Source organism: Paenibacillus dendritiformis, assembly GCF_945605565.1.
In the GTDB taxonomy this organism is placed as follows: Bacteria; Bacillota; Bacilli; order Paenibacillales; family Paenibacillaceae; genus Paenibacillus_B; species Paenibacillus_B dendritiformis_A.
Map to the genome: position 1 here is coordinate 6,442,523 of NZ_OX216966.1, position 17,433 is coordinate 6,459,955.

Annotated in this window: 16 protein-coding genes; 6 read left to right on the forward strand and 10 right to left on the reverse strand. The window is 55.6% G+C overall.

All coding sequences use genetic code 11. The annotated features are described in order from the left end of the window. Positions 1 to 60: 60 nt before the first annotated feature. Entirely contained in the window at positions 61 to 726 is a 666-nt protein-coding gene (locus NNL35_RS28970) for a tetratricopeptide repeat protein (RefSeq protein WP_006678618.1), read from the reverse strand. Positions 727 to 1,090: 364 nt separating this feature from the next. Here NNL35_RS28970 and maa point away from each other — a divergent pair, with 364 nt between their 5' ends. Further along, complete coding sequence (gene maa / locus NNL35_RS28975; RefSeq protein WP_006678617.1) at positions 1,091 to 1,654, forward strand: maltose O-acetyltransferase; 564 nt, start codon at positions 1,091 to 1,093, stop codon at positions 1,652 to 1,654. 117 nt (positions 1,655 to 1,771) lie between these two features. Here maa and NNL35_RS28980 read toward each other — a convergent pair whose 3' ends face one another. The 7 genes from NNL35_RS28980 to NNL35_RS29010 all read right to left on the reverse strand — a co-directional run bounded on the left by NNL35_RS28980 (position 1,772) and on the right by NNL35_RS29010 (position 10,286). After that, the gene (locus tag NNL35_RS28980) at positions 1,772 to 2,344 is read right to left on the reverse strand and encodes a class I SAM-dependent methyltransferase (RefSeq protein WP_006678616.1); all 573 of its coding nucleotides are present in this window, start codon (positions 2,342 to 2,344) and stop codon (positions 1,772 to 1,774) included. Positions 2,345 to 2,485: 141 nt separating this feature from the next. Next, positions 2,486 to 2,815 carry a thioredoxin family protein gene (locus tag NNL35_RS28985; RefSeq protein WP_006678615.1) on the reverse strand — a complete coding sequence of 110 codons (330 nt, stop codon included), beginning with the start codon at positions 2,813 to 2,815 and terminating at the stop codon, positions 2,486 to 2,488. A gap of 368 nt (positions 2,816 to 3,183) precedes the next feature. Further along, positions 3,184 to 5,100: a serine hydrolase domain-containing protein gene (locus tag NNL35_RS28990; RefSeq protein ID WP_254553943.1), complete on the reverse strand. Its 1,917-nt coding sequence runs from the start codon at positions 5,098 to 5,100 to the stop codon at positions 3,184 to 3,186. Between the two features lie 31 nt (positions 5,101 to 5,131). Continuing rightward, positions 5,132 to 7,462 carry an ABC transporter permease gene (locus NNL35_RS28995; RefSeq protein WP_006678613.1) on the reverse strand — a complete coding sequence of 777 codons (2,331 nt, stop codon included), beginning with the start codon at positions 7,460 to 7,462 and terminating at the stop codon, positions 5,132 to 5,134. Between the two features lie 7 nt (positions 7,463 to 7,469). Continuing rightward, positions 7,470 to 8,231 (reverse strand): ABC transporter ATP-binding protein, encoded by a 762-nt coding sequence (locus tag NNL35_RS29000; protein WP_006678612.1) that lies wholly within the window; start codon positions 8,229 to 8,231, stop codon positions 7,470 to 7,472. Positions 8,232 to 8,346: 115 nt separating this feature from the next. After that, complete coding sequence (locus NNL35_RS29005) at positions 8,347 to 9,606, reverse strand: HAMP domain-containing sensor histidine kinase (protein WP_006678611.1); 1,260 nt, start codon at positions 9,604 to 9,606, stop codon at positions 8,347 to 8,349. Next, entirely contained in the window at positions 9,603 to 10,286 is a 684-nt protein-coding gene (locus NNL35_RS29010; RefSeq protein ID WP_006678610.1) for a response regulator transcription factor, read from the reverse strand. The genes NNL35_RS29005 and NNL35_RS29010 overlap by 4 nt, the downstream gene beginning before the upstream one ends. Before the next feature lie 229 nt (positions 10,287 to 10,515). On the opposite strand from NNL35_RS29010, the gene NNL35_RS29015 reads away from it, so the two are divergent. Together NNL35_RS29015 and NNL35_RS29020 are read left to right on the forward strand one after the other, a co-directional pair. Beyond that, positions 10,516 to 11,439 (forward strand): aldo/keto reductase, encoded by a 924-nt coding sequence (locus NNL35_RS29015; RefSeq protein ID WP_006678609.1) that lies wholly within the window; start codon positions 10,516 to 10,518, stop codon positions 11,437 to 11,439. Positions 11,440 to 11,623: 184 nt separating this feature from the next. Then, the gene (locus tag NNL35_RS29020; RefSeq protein WP_006678608.1) at positions 11,624 to 11,812 is read left to right on the forward strand and encodes a hypothetical protein; all 189 of its coding nucleotides are present in this window, start codon (positions 11,624 to 11,626) and stop codon (positions 11,810 to 11,812) included. Between the two features lie 99 nt (positions 11,813 to 11,911). Here the strand turns inward: NNL35_RS29020 and NNL35_RS29025 are convergent, their stop codons facing one another. Continuing rightward, positions 11,912 to 13,033, reverse strand: a complete 1,122-nt coding sequence (locus tag NNL35_RS29025) for an acyl-CoA dehydrogenase family protein (protein ID WP_254553945.1) — start codon at positions 13,031 to 13,033, stop codon at positions 11,912 to 11,914. Between the two features lie 248 nt (positions 13,034 to 13,281). Here NNL35_RS29025 and NNL35_RS30575 point away from each other — a divergent pair, with 248 nt between their 5' ends. Further along, the gene (locus NNL35_RS30575) at positions 13,282 to 14,556 is read left to right on the forward strand and encodes an NUDIX hydrolase N-terminal domain-containing protein (protein ID WP_006678606.1); all 1,275 of its coding nucleotides are present in this window, start codon (positions 13,282 to 13,284) and stop codon (positions 14,554 to 14,556) included. 91 nt (positions 14,557 to 14,647) lie between these two features. Then, entirely contained in the window at positions 14,648 to 15,220 is a 573-nt protein-coding gene (locus NNL35_RS29040) for a thymidine kinase (RefSeq protein ID WP_006678605.1), read from the forward strand. A 60-nt stretch (positions 15,221 to 15,280) separates the two neighbouring features. Here NNL35_RS29040 and NNL35_RS29045 read toward each other — a convergent pair whose 3' ends face one another. Beyond that, positions 15,281 to 15,676, reverse strand: coding sequence for a DUF3221 domain-containing protein (locus NNL35_RS29045; protein WP_006678604.1), 396 nt, complete (start codon positions 15,674 to 15,676; stop codon positions 15,281 to 15,283). A 123-nt stretch (positions 15,677 to 15,799) separates the two neighbouring features. On the opposite strand from NNL35_RS29045, the gene NNL35_RS29050 reads away from it, so the two are divergent. Beyond that, a complete protein-coding gene (locus NNL35_RS29050; RefSeq protein WP_006678603.1) occupies positions 15,800 to 16,684 on the forward strand; it encodes a hypothetical protein in 885 nt (294 codons plus the stop codon). Positions 16,685 to 17,433: the final 749 nt, after the last annotated feature.

The window sequence follows — 17,433 nt, forward strand, 5'->3', positions numbered from 1 at the left end:
TCTCCCGAACCTTTAATTATTCCACTACTAGGATTTCCGGATTACCCTCTTAATGGTACACTACCGCTTGAGCATGCTCTTCAGCATCCACTTCCGTTCTTCCCGCTTCTTGTAACGCGGCAGCGAGCGGTAGATCGCGACAGCCTGGTTCCACGCTTCCCGGGCTTCCTCCTTACGGCCAAGCTGCTCGTACAGCTGGCCGAGGCGGTAATACGATTCGCATGATGACGAATGAACCTCCAGATAGTCCTGCAAAGCCTCAATCGCCCGGTTCTTGTCCGTCTCTGCATACAGAGAGGCGAGCCGGAGATGCGGCTGGCCGTACTTGACCCGGGGATTCAGCTCCAACGCCTTCCTGATCGCGGCTTCTCCCCGTTCCGGCTCGCCGGTGTGCAGCCAGCAGGTTCCGAGATCATCCCAGAATTCAGCCGAATGATCCATCGTCTCCTGCAGCGGCTCCAGCCATTGTCTCGCTTCCCGGTAGGCTCTGCGCTCGATCAGCAGCCGGGCGAGCTCCATCTTGGCGGACACATCATGCGGGTTGGTGCCGAGCTGCTGCTTCAGCTTCCCGATTCGATTCCGGCGCTTCAGCGGCTTGAACAAGCTCGGCGACAGCCCGACGAAGCGCCGATCGAGCACATATAGAATGAGCAGCAGCACGATGATCGCTACAATCGGATTGCCAAACAGCCAAAATAGCATGCCAAAGGCCAGAAATTTGCTCACGTTCAATTCCACCCCTACTAAGAATAATCCGAGTATACCACAATCTAGGCCCCGCCAATACCTGCCCCCATCCCCTGGTCCCCGCTTGTTCGTTCCATGTGAATTCAGCTGCGGCGCGGCCGCTCCGCGGTGGGCCGCCAAGCGAGGCTGGTTGAGTCGGGCCCCATGCGAAGACAGAAGCGATTGAAGGGGGCGGCCATGTCTTGTGGAGCAATGCCCGGAACGGTTAGCGGACTTGATTGGCCTGTTGTTATCAGAACGGTATGGTGCGGCGGAATGATGACCGCTTGCAACTGGTGCACCGATCGATTCATAATAAGGGGAGCTTGTGACTTATACTACGACTAGCGAAGAGGAGACATCTATGGTTTCGGAAAAGGAGAAAATGATCCGGGGCGAGCTGTACCTTGCCGGAGATGAAGAGTTGGTGCGTGACCGCGAGCGGGCCAGACGATTGACCCGGCTGTACAATCAGACCGTGGAAACGGATTACAAGGAGCGGACTAGCCTGCTGCAATCGCTCTTCGGCAGCTTGGGAGAAGGGGGCTATATCGAGCCGTCGTTCAAATGCGATTACGGCTACAACATTCATGTCGGAAGCCGATTCTATGCCAATTTCGACTGTGTCATGCTCGATGTATGCGAGATTCGCATCGGCGACGACTGCTTCCTGGCGCCGGGTGTTCACATCTATACGGCCACCCACCCGCTGGATCCGATAGAGCGCAGCTCCGGGGCAGAGTTCGGCAAGCCGGTAACGATCGGCGATCGGGTCTGGATTGGCGGCCGGGCCGTCATCAATCCGGGCGTCACGATCGGCAACAATGTCGTCGTCGCTTCAGGAGCCGTCGTCACGAAGGATGTGCCTGACAATGTCGTCGTCGGAGGCAACCCGGCGCGCATCATCAAGACGATCGACGTTAAATAGATAGCCGGACCGGGCAGCGGTCCAGCAAGCAAAACAGCCGGATAACGGGCCATGGCGGCTTCGCATCCGGCTGATCTCGATCGGTCTGACACGCGATGATGGCCCCTGGTTCCGAAGCTACGCCTTCATGCCGGTCATCACGTAATATTGTTCAGAAGGAAAAGAGACGCTGATCTCCTTGAAGCCGAGCTGCAGCATCGCATGCAGCAGATCATCGGACAATATCCGGTGAGCGGGCGGCGGGCCTTCCTTCGGCTTCTTCACGTCCCATTCGGCGATCAGCACCCGGCCGCCCGGCTTCAGAATGCGTTGGATCTCCTTCAAGCCCTGCTCTGGCGGCTCCACCTCATGCAGCACGAGCGAGGCGATGACATGATCGGCCGCCCCATCCGGCAGCGGCATGCGTTCAATCTCCCCGAGCTGGCTCTGGATATGGCTGAGGCCTGCCTCGCGGGCCCGCGTCTGCAGTTCCTCCAGCATCTGCGGCTCGGCATCCAGCGCAATCACCTTGCCGCGGGTCAGCTTCGCTGCAGGCAGGGTGAAATATCCTGTGCCTGCGCCGATATCGATGACCGTATCTCCATCCTCGATGTTCAATAAGGCGACTAGGCGCTCAGGGGGGAGCGATTGACGGCGTTCCGGGCTATCCAGCCTCGCCATGTTCTCCGGGTTGAAGCGACGTTCTGACATTTCTTCTCCTCCTTGACAATCAACCTGTTGCGCGGCGGCTCCCTATGGAAGACCGCTGCAAATCTCCTCTGCATTCATCTTAACCAAGAAGCGTGAAGCCAACAACAGAGGGAAGTCCCGATTCTACCCGGACCTTCCGCATTAAAAATCGGCTTCATGAGCGCTCTCTATCATGCCCAGCAGCACGGATAGCGGCTGGGTGCCTACCTTCCGCGCGAACTCCCTGCCCTCCTTGAACACCATCAGCGATGGTATGCCTTGAAGCTGGTAACGGACAGCGGCGACGAAGTTCACATCCGCATTGCACGCGGCAATGCTTGCCCGCCCCCCGGCTTCGGCGGCCAACTGCTCCATTACGGGGGTCATGGCTGTGCAGGGCTTGCACCACGGCGCCCAAAATTCTACCAGCACGATCGGATGCTTCCGTATATGCTCCTCAAATGTGGCATCCGTTAGTTCCACGATCGGCACGAGAACACCTCCTCCCCACTATTATATACCCCTCCCCGTATTATTTCATGCGAAAAATTAGATTTCTGAGGTTAGGCTGTGCGGTGTTCGAGAGTTCCTTTTTCAACAGCAAAAGAACGGATCAGCCCTGGATTTGTATCCTGGCCGATCCGTCTGTGAACAGTATGGATGAAGTTTTCCCATACGGCAGCTTCCTTGCCTCCAGCATCCGCTGCCTAAGCACAAAATAACGCGTTATCACCGATGATGACCAGCACGGCTGCCCACTGGGTGAATGTAAAAGGCATCCGCCTCAGGCCTATCCCTCCTATACACGAACCGGGCCGCAAACTCTATTGCCCGCTCCGTTCCATTTCTTTAGCGGACAGTCAGGCAATAAAATGAAAGAAGTTCCAATCGGCCATCAGCAGGATGAGACCGATAAGCAGCGCCGCTGTAGTTGCGCGAAACCCTATTTGCCCTCTGGATTGAGGAGTGTTCCTGCCTATCCACATAGAGAGAGCAAAGAATAGACCCGCAAGTATCGCGAGTATCCAGTTGATCATAATTCCATGATTCAATCGTTCGACAAGAAGATGCGGATTGCCGATTACGTCCAGGAGCAGGCGCAACACATTGATTATGATAGCGGTACCGCATACGATTACCGCTGCGAACCATCGATTGGCCCTGCTTGAAGGCGCAATTCCTTTTCTTTTCCGTACGAGCCAACGCAAGATCAGCACAAGCGGAGCAAGCAAAAAGAATCCGCCTGCGATGGCGGCAGCAACCAGGTAGGCCATCAGTGCCGGGGCCGAGCGGCTCGGCTTGACCGGGAGCAAATCCATCGCTTGCCCGCCGCTTAGCCGCGTTATTTTACCTTCCGACTTGTCAACGTACAAGACAGGCGCCATCATCTGAAGACTCTGATAATTGGTCTTCTCCAATTTATAGACATAGGGACGAATCTGCTTATAATCTCCCGACTTTCCCATCACGGTCAAGGTAAGATCATGTTCGCCCTTGGCCTCCAGACGAATGAGCCCCAGATAGGCCATCACTTCCTGGATCGTGGTGAAGGTATTGCGCGACAGCACATAGTATCCGGCTGCTTCGCTTGACGGCGGCAGGTCTTCGCCCGGCTGCACGGGCTCCTCTTCGTTATTCCATATAAGCAGGTTAATCAGATGAGGCACGATCTCGCGTTCCCCCTCTGTATTGGTTAATACGACAATACCGAGCTTTTCCTCCGGCACGACCGCGAAATTGCTTGAAAAGCCAATCGTGCCTCCACTATGTCCCAACGTGCGGGGCTGTGCCTGATATTCCCAGAATCCATGCGCATTGGACAGAAGATCCTGATGCGGCGTATAGCTCTGCGCAAGCATCGTATGCAGCGTCTGCTGGTTGGCGAACAGCGGACTGTCATCGGCCGTCAGCGCCAGGGCGAACTGTGCCAGATCTTCCGCCGTTCCTTTCATTGCTCCGGCAGGATAGTACGGGATATCATACTTTTCTCTGGGCTCGAAGCCTCCTGCCGCTGCAATCGCATAGCCTGTCGCTTCTGCCTCCTTCAAGTCCGGATGATCTTGCAATTGCGGATCGCCGGAGGTATGATTCATCCCCAGCGGACGTAAAATCCGGTTCATTTCGTAGTCGGAAAACCGTTCCCCGCTTACCTTCTCGACCACGAATCCTGCCAAGGCGGTCGCGAAGTTGGAGTAAGACATGACTGTGCCAGGCTCGAATATTTGCTCGGGTTGGGAAGATAACAGCACTTCTTCCAGGGAGTCCTTTTTCCCTGGCGGCTTGATAAATACGCCCCCCGAATATTCCTCGAAGCCGGCGGTATGGCTCATCATATCCAGCATCGTAATCGGCTGGTCGTAGCGAAGCTTCTCCGCGAACTCCGGAGGCAAATACGTCCGGATGTCCTGATCCAGCTCTATCTTTCCTTCTTCCGCCAACTGCATGACGGAAGTCCAGACGAACAGCTTGTTAATGGAACCGTAGCCAAACACCGTGTTGGCGGGGTCTACGGGTATGTGCTTTTCTAAGTTGGCATAGCCATAGCCTTTGGAAAAGATAATGTTGTCCCCTCTTGTGACCACCACCGCGGCACCGGGAGTGGATGTTCCGATATAGGCATCCATATAGCTGTCTATCTCTTCCTCAAGCCGGTCATAGGGAATACCGGAAGGGGTCCGGTCAGGGCCCGCTTCCTCCGCCCAAGCCGGGATCGAAAATGCAGGCAAGAGCAGAACGCTAATCATGAGTGCGACGACGAATTGGTTCCATATGTTCATGTTCCTGTTCATGCGGGTACTCCTCTCGAGTCTATTCCATAATCAGTCCATACGCTGTAATCCGCTTGATTCTGCGCGACACCAGCATCGATACAATGTAAGCCAGTACCGTCATCGCCATGCAGAGCTTCATGATAAGCGGGACAGGGATGATGAAGCGCGAATTGGACAAGCCGGCATCAAAAACAATCAGCTTCATCACGGAATTGGTATACAGGCCGCCCAACACGCCGCCAGCGATGATGCCGGCGATGACAATGGGCATGAGGCCAAATGCAATCTGAGTCATCAGCTGGAACGTAGTGTAGCCTATCGCTTTGAGAATGCCGAACTCCCTTTTTCGCTTAATAAGGCTCGCGTTGATGACCAGATAGAGGAGCAAGACGACGACCAGCGCGGTTATCGCGACGATGACACTCATGACCGTAAAGATGGCCGTAATATATCCCTCGCTCTGGCTCTCCAACGATTGGTTCACATCGGTAATCGCCTGAATGCGGCTGCCGTACGCCAACTCGGCTTCGCGTATAAAGTCAGCATTCACCGCACCTTGCAGGTAGACGTTAATGGACATGCCTTGGTGGCCGGGCAGGAGATGCTGCACCCCCGCCAGCGTTAACGAGGCGCCATTGTTCCCCCTGTGAAGCGACTGATTCAACCCGGTAATCAGAAACGGATGGGAAGCCTCCCCCAATCCGACCCGAATCGTGTCGCCAACCGTTTTGCCAAGCTGTCTGGCCAGTCCCCGGGTAATGGCAATCTCGTTATCATATTGCGGATAACGGCCTTCATAGATGGTCGGATTATCCAGCTTGCCGAAATCGTCGGAGAACTCCGTCGTCACCAGTTGCCCCTCTATCGCCGTTGTTATATAGTCCAAAATATTTGCTTTCTCCACTCCCGGCATCTGTTCCATCCGCATCAGCAACTGCCCGCTGTCATGACCGGGCGCAACCTGAATCCCGATGTCCGGCGTCTCGGCGCCAACCAGCTGGAAAAAGGCCGTTTTATCTTCCGCGGCATTGTAGTACAGGACGACCGAGAACACCGAAGCAAAGGTAATCGCGGCCGTAATGCCGGCGATCATCAGGTTCTGCCGGCGGTTCGCCAGCATCGCTTTGCATGCCAACAGCAATGACAGGCCGCCCTTGGCCTTATCCAGCGGGAGCGGATTCCGTCTGAAATTATGGGTCTGGATCCCTCCCCGCAGAGCCGCGGCCGGGTGCAGCTTATAAATGCGCAGCGAAGAGAGAAGCGTCACCGCCAGCACCAGCAAGATCATGATCAGTATAGTGAGCAGATCCGTTCCGATATGGATGCCCCCCGGCCACAGCAGCCCCGTCAAAAAAGAGAGGACGGCTCCGAATGCCGGCATCGCCGCATAAGAAACGGCTGCGCCTGCGGCACTTGCGGGAATCGCAATAAGCATATACTGCAACCCAATCGATGACACAATCTGCCGGTTGGTGTAGCCCAACGCCTTGAGCACGCCAATGTTCACCATCCCCTCCTCGATGCCGTTGGTGATGTGGAACTTGATGACAAGGAGCGACGCCAGCACGATCACCGCCGCGAAGGCGATCAGGATCAGGGCGGCGACATGAACGGTCATCATGCTGCTGTCGGCCATGTCGAGGTTCGCGCTCCAAAAGCTTGAGTCCGCAGACGCATACAATTGCGGGAATTGCTTGTGAAAATCACGTGATAAAGCGCCGGATTGCTCGCTCTTCGTTACAACGGCAGACAGCAGGATTCCATCGGCTGCAGGCCCGAGCTCGGCAGACAGTTGGCGGTAAGCCGTATCCGGCAAATAGAATTTGAGCATGGCGAGCTTGGTTGTCCCCATCAAGGCGGACTCGAAAAACCCGGCTACACGGTACCGATACGTCTTATTGCGATAGGTAAAGGCAATGGAATCTCCCAGCTGATAGCCGCCGGCCTTCAGGCCATAAGGGATATACATCCCGTCTTCCATGCCGGAAGCCGACTCCGCAACCAGCTTCAGCGGCACAACGGCACGGCCGGCATCTGCATTCAACAGGGCAAGGCGAATGCTGAACTCGTTGTTGTTGTAACGAATCGTGGCCGCGGGGAGAAAAATCATCTGTTCCGTTCCGGTCTCTTTTACGCCCGGGTAGGTTTTGAGAAAATCGGCGTAGGGCTGCTTAAAGTCCGCGGTGCTCATCACCATGCTGACATGCGCATCATGCAGCTCTTCCACCTTGTCTTCGTAAAAGGTGTTCATCGCAGACGTAATCGCCATGCCTATGTTCAGCAGCAGCGCCGCAGCAAAAATCAAAACGAACAGCGAGATCGCCGCGCTTTTCCCTTTTCTGATATTGGCGATGGCCAAGTCGACCATTCTCACCTTACCACCCCATTTCCGTCAAAAACGCATGGAGTCGCTCCTGCCGATCGCGATTCCGATCCGCATCATATGCGCCCAGAGCGAGATCACCGCCAATCATGCCGTCGCGCAGGTAGAGGACTCGGTTGCCCCGCAAAGCCGTTTTGATATCATGGGTGACCACGACCATGCTCTGCCCATTCCGGTTGACCTCGGTCATCACATCCAGCACTCTGTCGCTGGATGCGGAATTAAGCGCCCCGGTAGGTTCATCGGCGAACATCATTTTGGGATTGTTGATCAGGGCGCGCACAATGCCGGCCCGCTGCGCTTCGCCGCCGGACAACTGGGAGGGGAATGTCCCCCACACCGATTCAGGCAAGCCCACCTGGGCAAGCAGCTGCTTCGCTTTGGCAGCAACGGCCTGTTTGTTCTTGTTCACCAGCAGGCCGCACGCCAGCACATTATCCAGCACGCTCATATTGTCCAGCAGGCAGATGTGCTGGAATACGAACCCGCAATAATATCTGCGGAACACGGCAAGCTGATCATGATTCAGCTTGGTGAGATTTTTCCCGATGAAATGGACCTCCCCAAGCGATGGCTTATCCATGCCGGAGAGCGCGTAGAGCAGCGTCGATTTGCCCGAACCGGAGCTGCCCATAATAATCGTGAAATCTCCTTCTAGCAGGCTGATGTCCACATTTTTCAGCACATGCCGCTGAATTCCGCCCGTAGAGAACGTTTTGCATAATTTTTCGGTTCGAAGTATCGTATTTTGCATGCATGCGGTCATCCCTTTGGTTGAAGTGGAGTGCGGATTGGACTACAGTCCCATCTTACAAAATCAATTCTTATCCAGTCTTTGCTCAATCCTTAACCAATCCTTAATTCCATCATTAGCGGAGCTTGATTCGGAGGGTAACGGTAAACCCGTCGTCGCGGTTATAGCATTCGATATCGCCCTGCATGCTCTGCATGAGATATTTGGAGATGAACAAGCCAAGCCCTGCCCCGGAATGGCCTGCGATATTATGGCCCCGGTAAAATTTGTTGAACAGCAGCGGCAATTCTTCCTGGCTCACGCCATCCCCGTAATCCATAATGTCGATCTGCAAATGGGCGTGGGTGATTACAGAGGAGATGGTAATTGCGGTGCCGGCATATTTGTAAGAGTTGCTTATAATATTGTCAAAAACTTGCTGCAACCGCATCACATCCGTAACGATGATGCATTCGGGGATGGGACCGCATGAAATCTGGCCGTCATAATTCACGTTCGCGATGATATCCTTCAGCACGCCGCTATATTCCTCGGCAGCATTGACCTTCAGCTCTGTCAGTTCCTCCAGCGTCGCATGGAACATATCGGTCACCAGCAAGTTAATTTGCTCCGCCTTCGAATGGATCATATGCAGTTGCTTGAGCGCTTTCTCATCGGTCGCGCGAAGCAGCATGAGCTCGCTTATCGCCTTAATGGAGGCGACCGGCGTTTTGACGTCATGGCTCAGACTGGCTACGAGCTCCTTTTTGCTGCGGTTGGCCTCATACTCGCTCTGCCGCGCCGCCGCCAGCTCCTCGCGCATGATGTCGAAGCTTTCGGTGAACGCGCCGAAGAGATTGTTTTTATCCATGTGCAGAGGGATATCCAAGTTCCCCCGGGCCACATTGAGGGCAAAGCTTTGCAGCTTTTTGAACGGCTTCATGATGACATGATTCAAATAGAGAATATAGAGCACGCAGAGTACGGCCATTACAGTAAAGGTGATCAGGATCGCGGCAATAAGCTGTTTCTTATTTTGCAAGGCCTTTTGTTCGTAGTCATCATGAATGATGAGCTTACCTACGGCCGCCCCATGAACGGTAACATCCAGTATGGAATCCCGGTTTTTGATGGCGTCATACAAGGTGGTGGCCAGTCCATCCGCCGACTGGTAGCGCACGTTCCCGCTCTGATCGAGAACGACAAATTGCTGCGTGATGCCGCTGTAATCGCCCTGCTCGAGCCGCTCCCAGCTGCTCTCCACCGTCTTCAGCACTTGGTTGGCCATCACAACATCCACATCCATGCTTACTTCCGACTCAATAATCCGAACGGACAGAACAAGGCCGGCCACAAAAACAACAAGCATCGTCACGAGAAATCCCCTCGTCCTCATCGCTTCCCATCCTCCAGCATATATCCCGTTCCCCACACCGTTTTGATATATTGGGGCTTGTTCGGATCGGCCTCTATTTTCTCGCGCAAATGACGAATATGCACGTTCAAGGTTCCGTCCCCGGTAAAAGAGTCTTCCCACACCTTGGCGAACAGCTCTTCCTTCGGGACTACCCGGTTCCTATTTCGCGCCAAATAGCAAAGCAGCTTGTACTCCAGCGCTTTGAACTTGACCTCCGTCCCGTTCACGCGGACGCGGGACCGCACGCAGTCTATCTCAACCTGGCCGAATTCCAGCCTGTCCGGAGAGTTGCGGTGTCCGTATCTTTTGAGCACCGCCTTCACCTTCGCCAGCAATATGCTGAGCGTATACGGCTTCTGGATGTAATCGTCTCCCCCGATATGGAGGGCGATCAGAATATCGTCATCGCTGGAGCGGGCACTGATGAACAGAATGGGAATCTGCGTCGTTTGCCTCAGCTTTTTGCATAACTCGAAGCCCGAGGTCTGGCCAAGATTGATATCGAGAAGAATCAGGGAGGTCTCATTCGCTTGCAAGAACCGCTCGCATTCCTCCGCGCTGGTCACAAAAGCCGTTCGCACCTCGAACATATTCAAATACTCGCATGTTGTTTCCGCAAGAATACACTCGTCATCCACAATTAAACAATCATAGTTCATCTCTGTTCTCCAAAGAATCGTCAGAATTGGAACGGGGTCGCCCCTTCCATAAGATACCACGAAAAAAGGGAGTTTGGGCAATTTCCCCTTCAGCGGCCTGTCTCACTCACGTCGGGCAGAACAGACCAAGCGACCCGCTGCGCTCCGAACCTTGACGCTTCGAATTGTCGGCGAGGCTGTGATATTATGGGTACAAGACCATAGCGAAAAAGGAAGGGTGTGACGAGGCATGCAGTACCGCAGATTGGGACGGACCGATTTGAAAGTATCGGTCATCGGCATCGGGACATGGCAGTTCGGCGGGGAGTGGGGCCACGATTATACGCAGCAGGAAGTGGATCGTATATTACATAAGGCCAAGCAGCTCGGCATCAACCTGATCGATACCGCCGAGTGCTACGGCGACCACCTGTCGGAAGCCTTTATCGGCGATTTCTTGCGGCGGGACAAGCGGGAGGACTGGGTCGTCGCCACCAAGTTCGGGCATCAATTCCATTCCCATCTGAACCGCACAGACCGCTATGGGGCGGAAGAGGTGCGCGGGCAGCTGGAAGCGTCGCTCCGGGCGTTGAAGACGGATTATATCGATCTGTACCAATTCCATTCGGGCAATGATCAGGCGTTCGACAACGATGACCTGTGGACGATGCTCGACAAGCAGGTGCAGGCAGGGACGATCCGGCATATCGGCCTGTCGCTGAACAAGAGCAACAGCATGCACCAGACCGCTTCGGCGACACGCGTCGGAGCGGGAGCGATTCAGCTCGTCTACAATCGGCTCGATCGCGGGCCTGAGGAAGAGGTGTTCCCCGCTTGTCTCGAGCAGGATCTCGGCGTGCTGGCCCGGGTTCCGCTCGCGAGCGGCTTCCTGAGCGGCAAGTATAAGCCGGGAACCGAGTTCGCCGCCAATGATGTGCGCCATCGCCATGGCCGCGAAGAGCTCGACGAGCGGCTGAAGCAGGTGGAGGAGATTCAGAAGAACGAAGTGCCCCAAGGCATGGATATGGCCGAGTGGGCCCTGTCCTGGTGTCTCCGCCATCCGGCGGTCACCTGCGTCATCCCCGGCTGCAAGAACGAGGAGCAGGTGGAGAGCAATGCCCGGGCGGCGCGTCATGCCGCGGACGATCATCCGCAGATCTGGGCGGATCAATAACCGACAAGCCGGCATCGGCGCTCTCGGCAGCCTTGGCAGGCTCTGCACTCTGCATGACAAGCAATATGTATGGATGTACGGAGTTGTCCACACTCCGGCTCCCATGATAGTCTATCGGTAAGGAGCCTGTTGAACCGGCTCCGCGGGAGAAGATACGCCGGCAGAAGCGAAGGAAGGTGTAAGGATGACAGAACAGCAGAACGAGCCGAAGAAAATTAATCTGGCGGATGCGATGAAGGAAATGCTGGCCAAGAAGAAGCAGCAGCAAGCGAATCAAAAAGGCGGCTTTTCCGGCTCATCGACAGCCAAAGTGTTAAAAAGCCAAAATACGAAGAAGCCGAACAACCAGCGGCGCCGCACGGGTGGATCCTAGCAGCGTTCCGCACACGGCTCAAGGGGATGCGCAGGCGCATCCCCTTGTTCGCGTTCAGCGATGGACCCGTCCTCCGGGTCGGCCTGCCAGGCGTGTCCTCTAGGCCTGCTCCGCCCCGTCTTCGAACGAGACGAGCAGCGAATGGTGGCAGGCCGTCTGCAGATCGCGCCAGACCCGGTTCAATGGAGCGCTCTTCATAACCGATGTCATCCCCATATACGGGAAGACCGCTTGGGCGCATTCGAGCGCGGCCCGGGCCGCATGCCGGCAGGAGGCGGTCACGCGCGCCTGCTCATCTTCATCCAGCACATCGCCTCCGGCCACCCGCTCCCATGACGACTCCAGCTCGCCGTAGAACGGTTCCACAGCGGCAGCCAGCTTCGATCGCTGCGCCGCGAGTAGCCGCTCGACGAAGGCGGCGCGTTCGGAGGCCGACCAGGCGGCGCGCTGGGCCTCCAGCATCCGCTCCGCTTCATCAAGGAAGCGGCGACCCAGACCGGCGGCGACGCCGGCGAACGATGCCTGCGCGAACGGAAGGAACGGATAATCGTAGATCGGGTCCCGGTCCTCTGTCTGCCGCTCCGTCAGCAGGAAGGTCATCTCCTCCGGCACGAATTGCTCCCGCACGGATATCGTATGGCTGTCCGTCGCCTGCAGGCCGAAGGCATCCCAATCCTCCTCAATCGTCACCTGATCCGGCAGGAAAGCGAACGAGCGCATGTCTGGCTCCGCAGCGGCGCCATCATTGTCGATGAGCGCATTCGCCGTGAACAGGCTCGCATGCTTCGAGCCGCTGCAATATTTCCATTGACCGCTGACGATATATCCTCCCTCGACGCGGCGGGCCGTTCCGGTTGGCATGCCCGATCCGGCCACGACCGCTTGCGGCGGCGAGAATAACCGCTCCGCGGAAGCGGGCGGCAAGAAGGGAACGAAGAATCCGCCCCCGGAACCGATCGTGATCGTCCAGCCCACATTCCCGTCGACCCAGGAAGCCTCTTCGAAGAGGCGAACCGCCTCCGGCAGCGGTATCATGCTCCCGCCAAGCCGCTTCGGCACGAACAGCTTGAACCAGCCCTTATTGATTAGCAGATCGAGGACGCCCGCCGCCAGGCTTCCGGACCGCTCCATGTCCGCCGACCGCTCGCGGATATACGCAATTTCTTCTGAGTTGAAAAACATCGGCATCACTCCTGCTTCTCCGGTCTTGATGGTATGCATTCCGGGACGGGAACAGGTCCGTTCCCGCCCTGCTCTTTCCAATATATCATATGGACCGGGGCAGAGGACAGGCGCATGGCAGCGGGACGGGCAGAGCGCTTGCGCCTTCAATTTGCGCCATTGCTTTGGCCGCCTGCATTCTTTATCATAGAAGCAAGTGTAACCGAGACAGCTCCATGAACCGCTCCGCACAGGCAAGACGCGGGGCCCGATCTGACCATTCCCGAGCGGAAACGGAGGGCAAGACTATGATTCGTACCGTGTTGTTTGATTTCGACGGCACATTGGCGGATACATTGCCATTGTCTTTGCATGCATTTCGGCTGGTCTTCCAGACCTATGACAAGCGATCGCTGACAGACCACGACATCATGTCCATGTTCGGTCCGACGGAAGAGGGCATTTTGGCGGCTAACCTGCGTCACAAGGGCTTCCTTCCGCAAGCGATCGAAGCGTATTATGAGCACTACCGCCGCTGGCATCCGAGCCGCGCCCGCTCATCCGAGCCGGTCATGAACCTGCTGCGGGAGCTGAAGGCCCGAGGCTTGTCCATTGGCGTCCTGACCGGCAAGAGCCGGCGATCCTACGACATCTCGGTCCGGCAGCTCGGACTGGACGCGTATATCGACGCCTCGGTGACCGGCGATGACGTGCAGCAGCCGAAGCCCCATCCGGAGGGCATCTATCAGCTCCTGCAGACGATGGGCTTGGCGCCGAATGAGATCGTATGGGTCGGCGACAGCGAGGCTGACATCGCCGCAGGCCGCAGCGCAGGCGTCCTCACATTCGCGGCTCAATGGTTCGGCACGGTGCAGACGCGGCAATTCGAGACGCAGCCGAACGGAATGTTCCGGCAGCCCCAGGAGCTGCTGGACGTCATCAGCAGCCAGGGAGCCGATTCATCCGCCGATCGCCGCTGGCTCGACTGGACGCTGCGCATTCAGGCGATCGCCCAGACCGGCCTCGCTTACGGCAGAGACATCTATGACCGGGAGCGGTATGAAGAGCTGCGCGGCATCAGCGTCGCCATGATGGCGGATCAGACCGGCGCGGAGAAGCCGGCGGTGGAGCTGGCCTTCGCCCGGGACAGCGGCTATGCTACCCCGAAGGTCGACATTCGCGGCGTCGTCTTCCAACACAACCGCATCCTGCTGGTCAAGGAGAAATCGGACGGATGCTGGGCGCTGCCAGGGGGTTGGGCCGATGTCGGCCTCTCGCCCGCCGAAGTCGCCGTGAAGGAGATTAAGGAGGAGTCGGGCTATGACGCGGAAGCGGTCCGTCTGCTGGCCGTGCTCGATAAGCGGCTGCACCGCCATCCTCCCGAGCCCCATCATGTCTACAAAATCTTCATTCAATGCCGGCTGTCGGGCGGGACGGCGAGCGCCGGGATCGAGACGGAAGACGTCCGCTTCTTCCCCGAAGACGATCTGCCCGCTTTATCCGTGCAGCGCAACACGGCAGCGCAGCTGCACATGCTGTTCCAATACAATCGCCGACCGGAGCAGCCCGCATTATTTGATTAATTCATCATATATCAATAGGCGAATAGAACGTGTTCACACAGGCCGGTTATCATCACAAGATCCTCTACCAGTATAGAATGGAGTGGCAGCAATGGCTCAACTATATTACCGCTACGGGGCGATGAACAGCGGCAAATCGATCGAAGTGCTCAAGGTGGCCCATAACTATGAGGAGCAGAACAAACCGGTGCTTATCTTCACCTCAGCCGTGGACAACCGGGACGGCGTCGGGTATGTGTCGTCCCGCATCGGCTTGAAGCGCCCCGCTCGGCTTGTCCATGCCGATACGAATATATTCCGGGAGGTCTCCCTGCACGGTGGCCCCGTCTCCTGCGTGCTCGTCGATGAAGTCCAGTTCCTGACGAAGGAGCAGGTCCTTCAGTTGACCCGCATTGTCGACGAGCTGGATATTCCGGTCATGGGCTTCGGGCTCAAGAACGACTTCCGCAACGAGCTGTTCGAGGGCAGCCATTATATGCTGCTGTATGCAGATAAAATCGAGGAAATGAAGACGATCTGCTGGTTCTGCGAACGAAAGGCGACGATGAATCTTCGCGTCGGCGACGACGGCAAGCCCGTCTATTCCGGCGAGCAAATTCAGATTGGCGGCAATGAACGCTACTACCCGGTATGCCGCCGCTGTTATTTCCATCCCCCCTTGTAACGGATATTCAAACCAAAACCCAGCACCGAAACGGCGCTGGGTTCGCAGTACTTACATAGATTACTCTGTGATTTTTTCAAGGACAGGGGAAAGCGCAATGGGCGGGAGTGACATCGTCATCGCTTTATAATACACATTTAGTTTGTCTCCTACCGCATAGGTTTCATTTTTCGGAGAAGGAACTAATAATATCTTGCCTTGATTCACAAGTTCCCACCATTCCCCTTGCAGCGCTTCTTCTTTTGTAGGCGCATTGGCAATGGTCATATACGTGTCACCAATGGAAATGACATATCCGGTGAAGGTCGATAGTTCCTGGTTCTCGATGGATGAGACAGAAACCCTCTTCGATACGGATTCATCCGCATGTGCAAGAGTCGGTGTTACTCCTGCCGTAAACCCTAAACCTAAGGAGAGAGTAAGTACTGCAACCACCATTTTCTTCTTTGTAATCATATTTATGATCTCCCTTCTATATTTTGGTACAGGAATATATTTCTATATGGGAGGTTAATATCCTTTTATTTTTACTTTAATTAACAATATTGTCACAAATCATTTTTATTTGGAGGGGTTTTCATGAATCTGAGTACGATGATCCGACTGGATAAAATCATCTTTCTTTTTCCTGGCGCCACGGAAGCAGAAAAGGAATGGTGCGCTTACTTCTATGCCTTGCTGGAACAACTCCCTTCCTTCCGCACAGAAAGGGCGCTCCGCCCATCCTTTGCGGACACGGCCCTGCCGGCGATCGAGTTCCGGACGGGGGCTCCTAAGCTCCCGATGATCCTGTTGAACACGGACGAGAAGATTTGCATATATCACCATCAGCTACCTCTCCTCGTTGACACCAAATCCGGGGGCATCGAAGGCTCACCGATGACAGGCGAGGCTGGGATCCCGCTCCGCGACACGGATCATAATCCGCAGACCGAGCCGAATACGATATCTTACCTGTTCCACCAGCTGCAGGACCGTCTGGCAGGAGTCGATCATGCCGGGCTGAATATCCCCGCTTCCGAATTAGACAAAGCGGAATGGGATGCAGCCATGGCAAAGATAGGCAGCGTAAGCAATCTGTATCGTTATCCCGACGAGGAGTGGCCTTTCATCATTCCGGCCAGCGATGCCGAATGTAGGACCGATATTACTGACTTCACGGTCAAAAGAACGCCGAAGTTCGAATTCGTGTATGATGTTTATACAAATAAACCGGTGTTTCAATTCGCGTTGGAGACGAAGATTTCGCGGCAAGCGCTGGAGGAAATGTTCCCGGATCCGGCCGGATTTGCCATTCCGGGCTTGGAAGACATTTTCCGATCGGTTATCGTTCAGAGCCCATGGGACAGCAGCCTCGGAGTCCGGTTCGACTTATACTATGAATCGGAAGCAGCCGGATTGTCCGACTGGGAATCCGGAGAATGGCTGATCCGCCATGGAGGCCGACTGAGGCCGGAGCGTTAACCGCTTCGGTTCCTATTGAATGGTCACGTTATCCACCGTTGCAGGCAAGGAAGCACACATACATTTCATCTGGCAAAATAACCGCAAGCTGGTCAACGGAGAGATGCGTAATGTTTTATTGGGGCTGGAAGCCACCCGCCAAAGGGACTTGCCTGCATCTGGTCACTCGGGATCTATTCGGTGACAGGATTGATCGGTCGCCACGAGGTTGGAAGGCGAAGACCAGTACGATCGAGGTGGCGGCATCGCGTTGTTCCGCGGGGAGCACTGTATGGGCCAGATTCCCGCCGCGAAGGGTCTGCTCCTGTCCTTGCTGCGCCGTAGCTCCCCCGAATGGAGAAATGTTGATTCAGTTGGAGGGAGACGGGGGCAAAAAGAACACGTAAAGCCTGGGTCCATGTCCAACAAGTGGACGGTCAGCGTCTAGTAGCGGGACAGGGCGAGCCTGTCCCCTGAGGCAGCGAAATCCTGCGCAAATACAGCAATTCGATATGGGCGACTTTACTAGAAAGGGAATCCTGCAAAACTGCAGGAATTTCACCCGTTCGCTTCGACTTGAAGCAAAAGGGCCTAAAATGATGTAGATTTGCAGCAATTCCTCGGGATGTGACTTATTGAGCCGAAATTCCTGTAAAATACAGGCTGTTGAGAAAGTCCAAAGGATTTTTGGGCACTTCATCAGGACCTGTCTCTCAGTAGAAAAATTTTATCTGATCGAAGTGCCTGAAAACTGCACAATGAAATGTCTA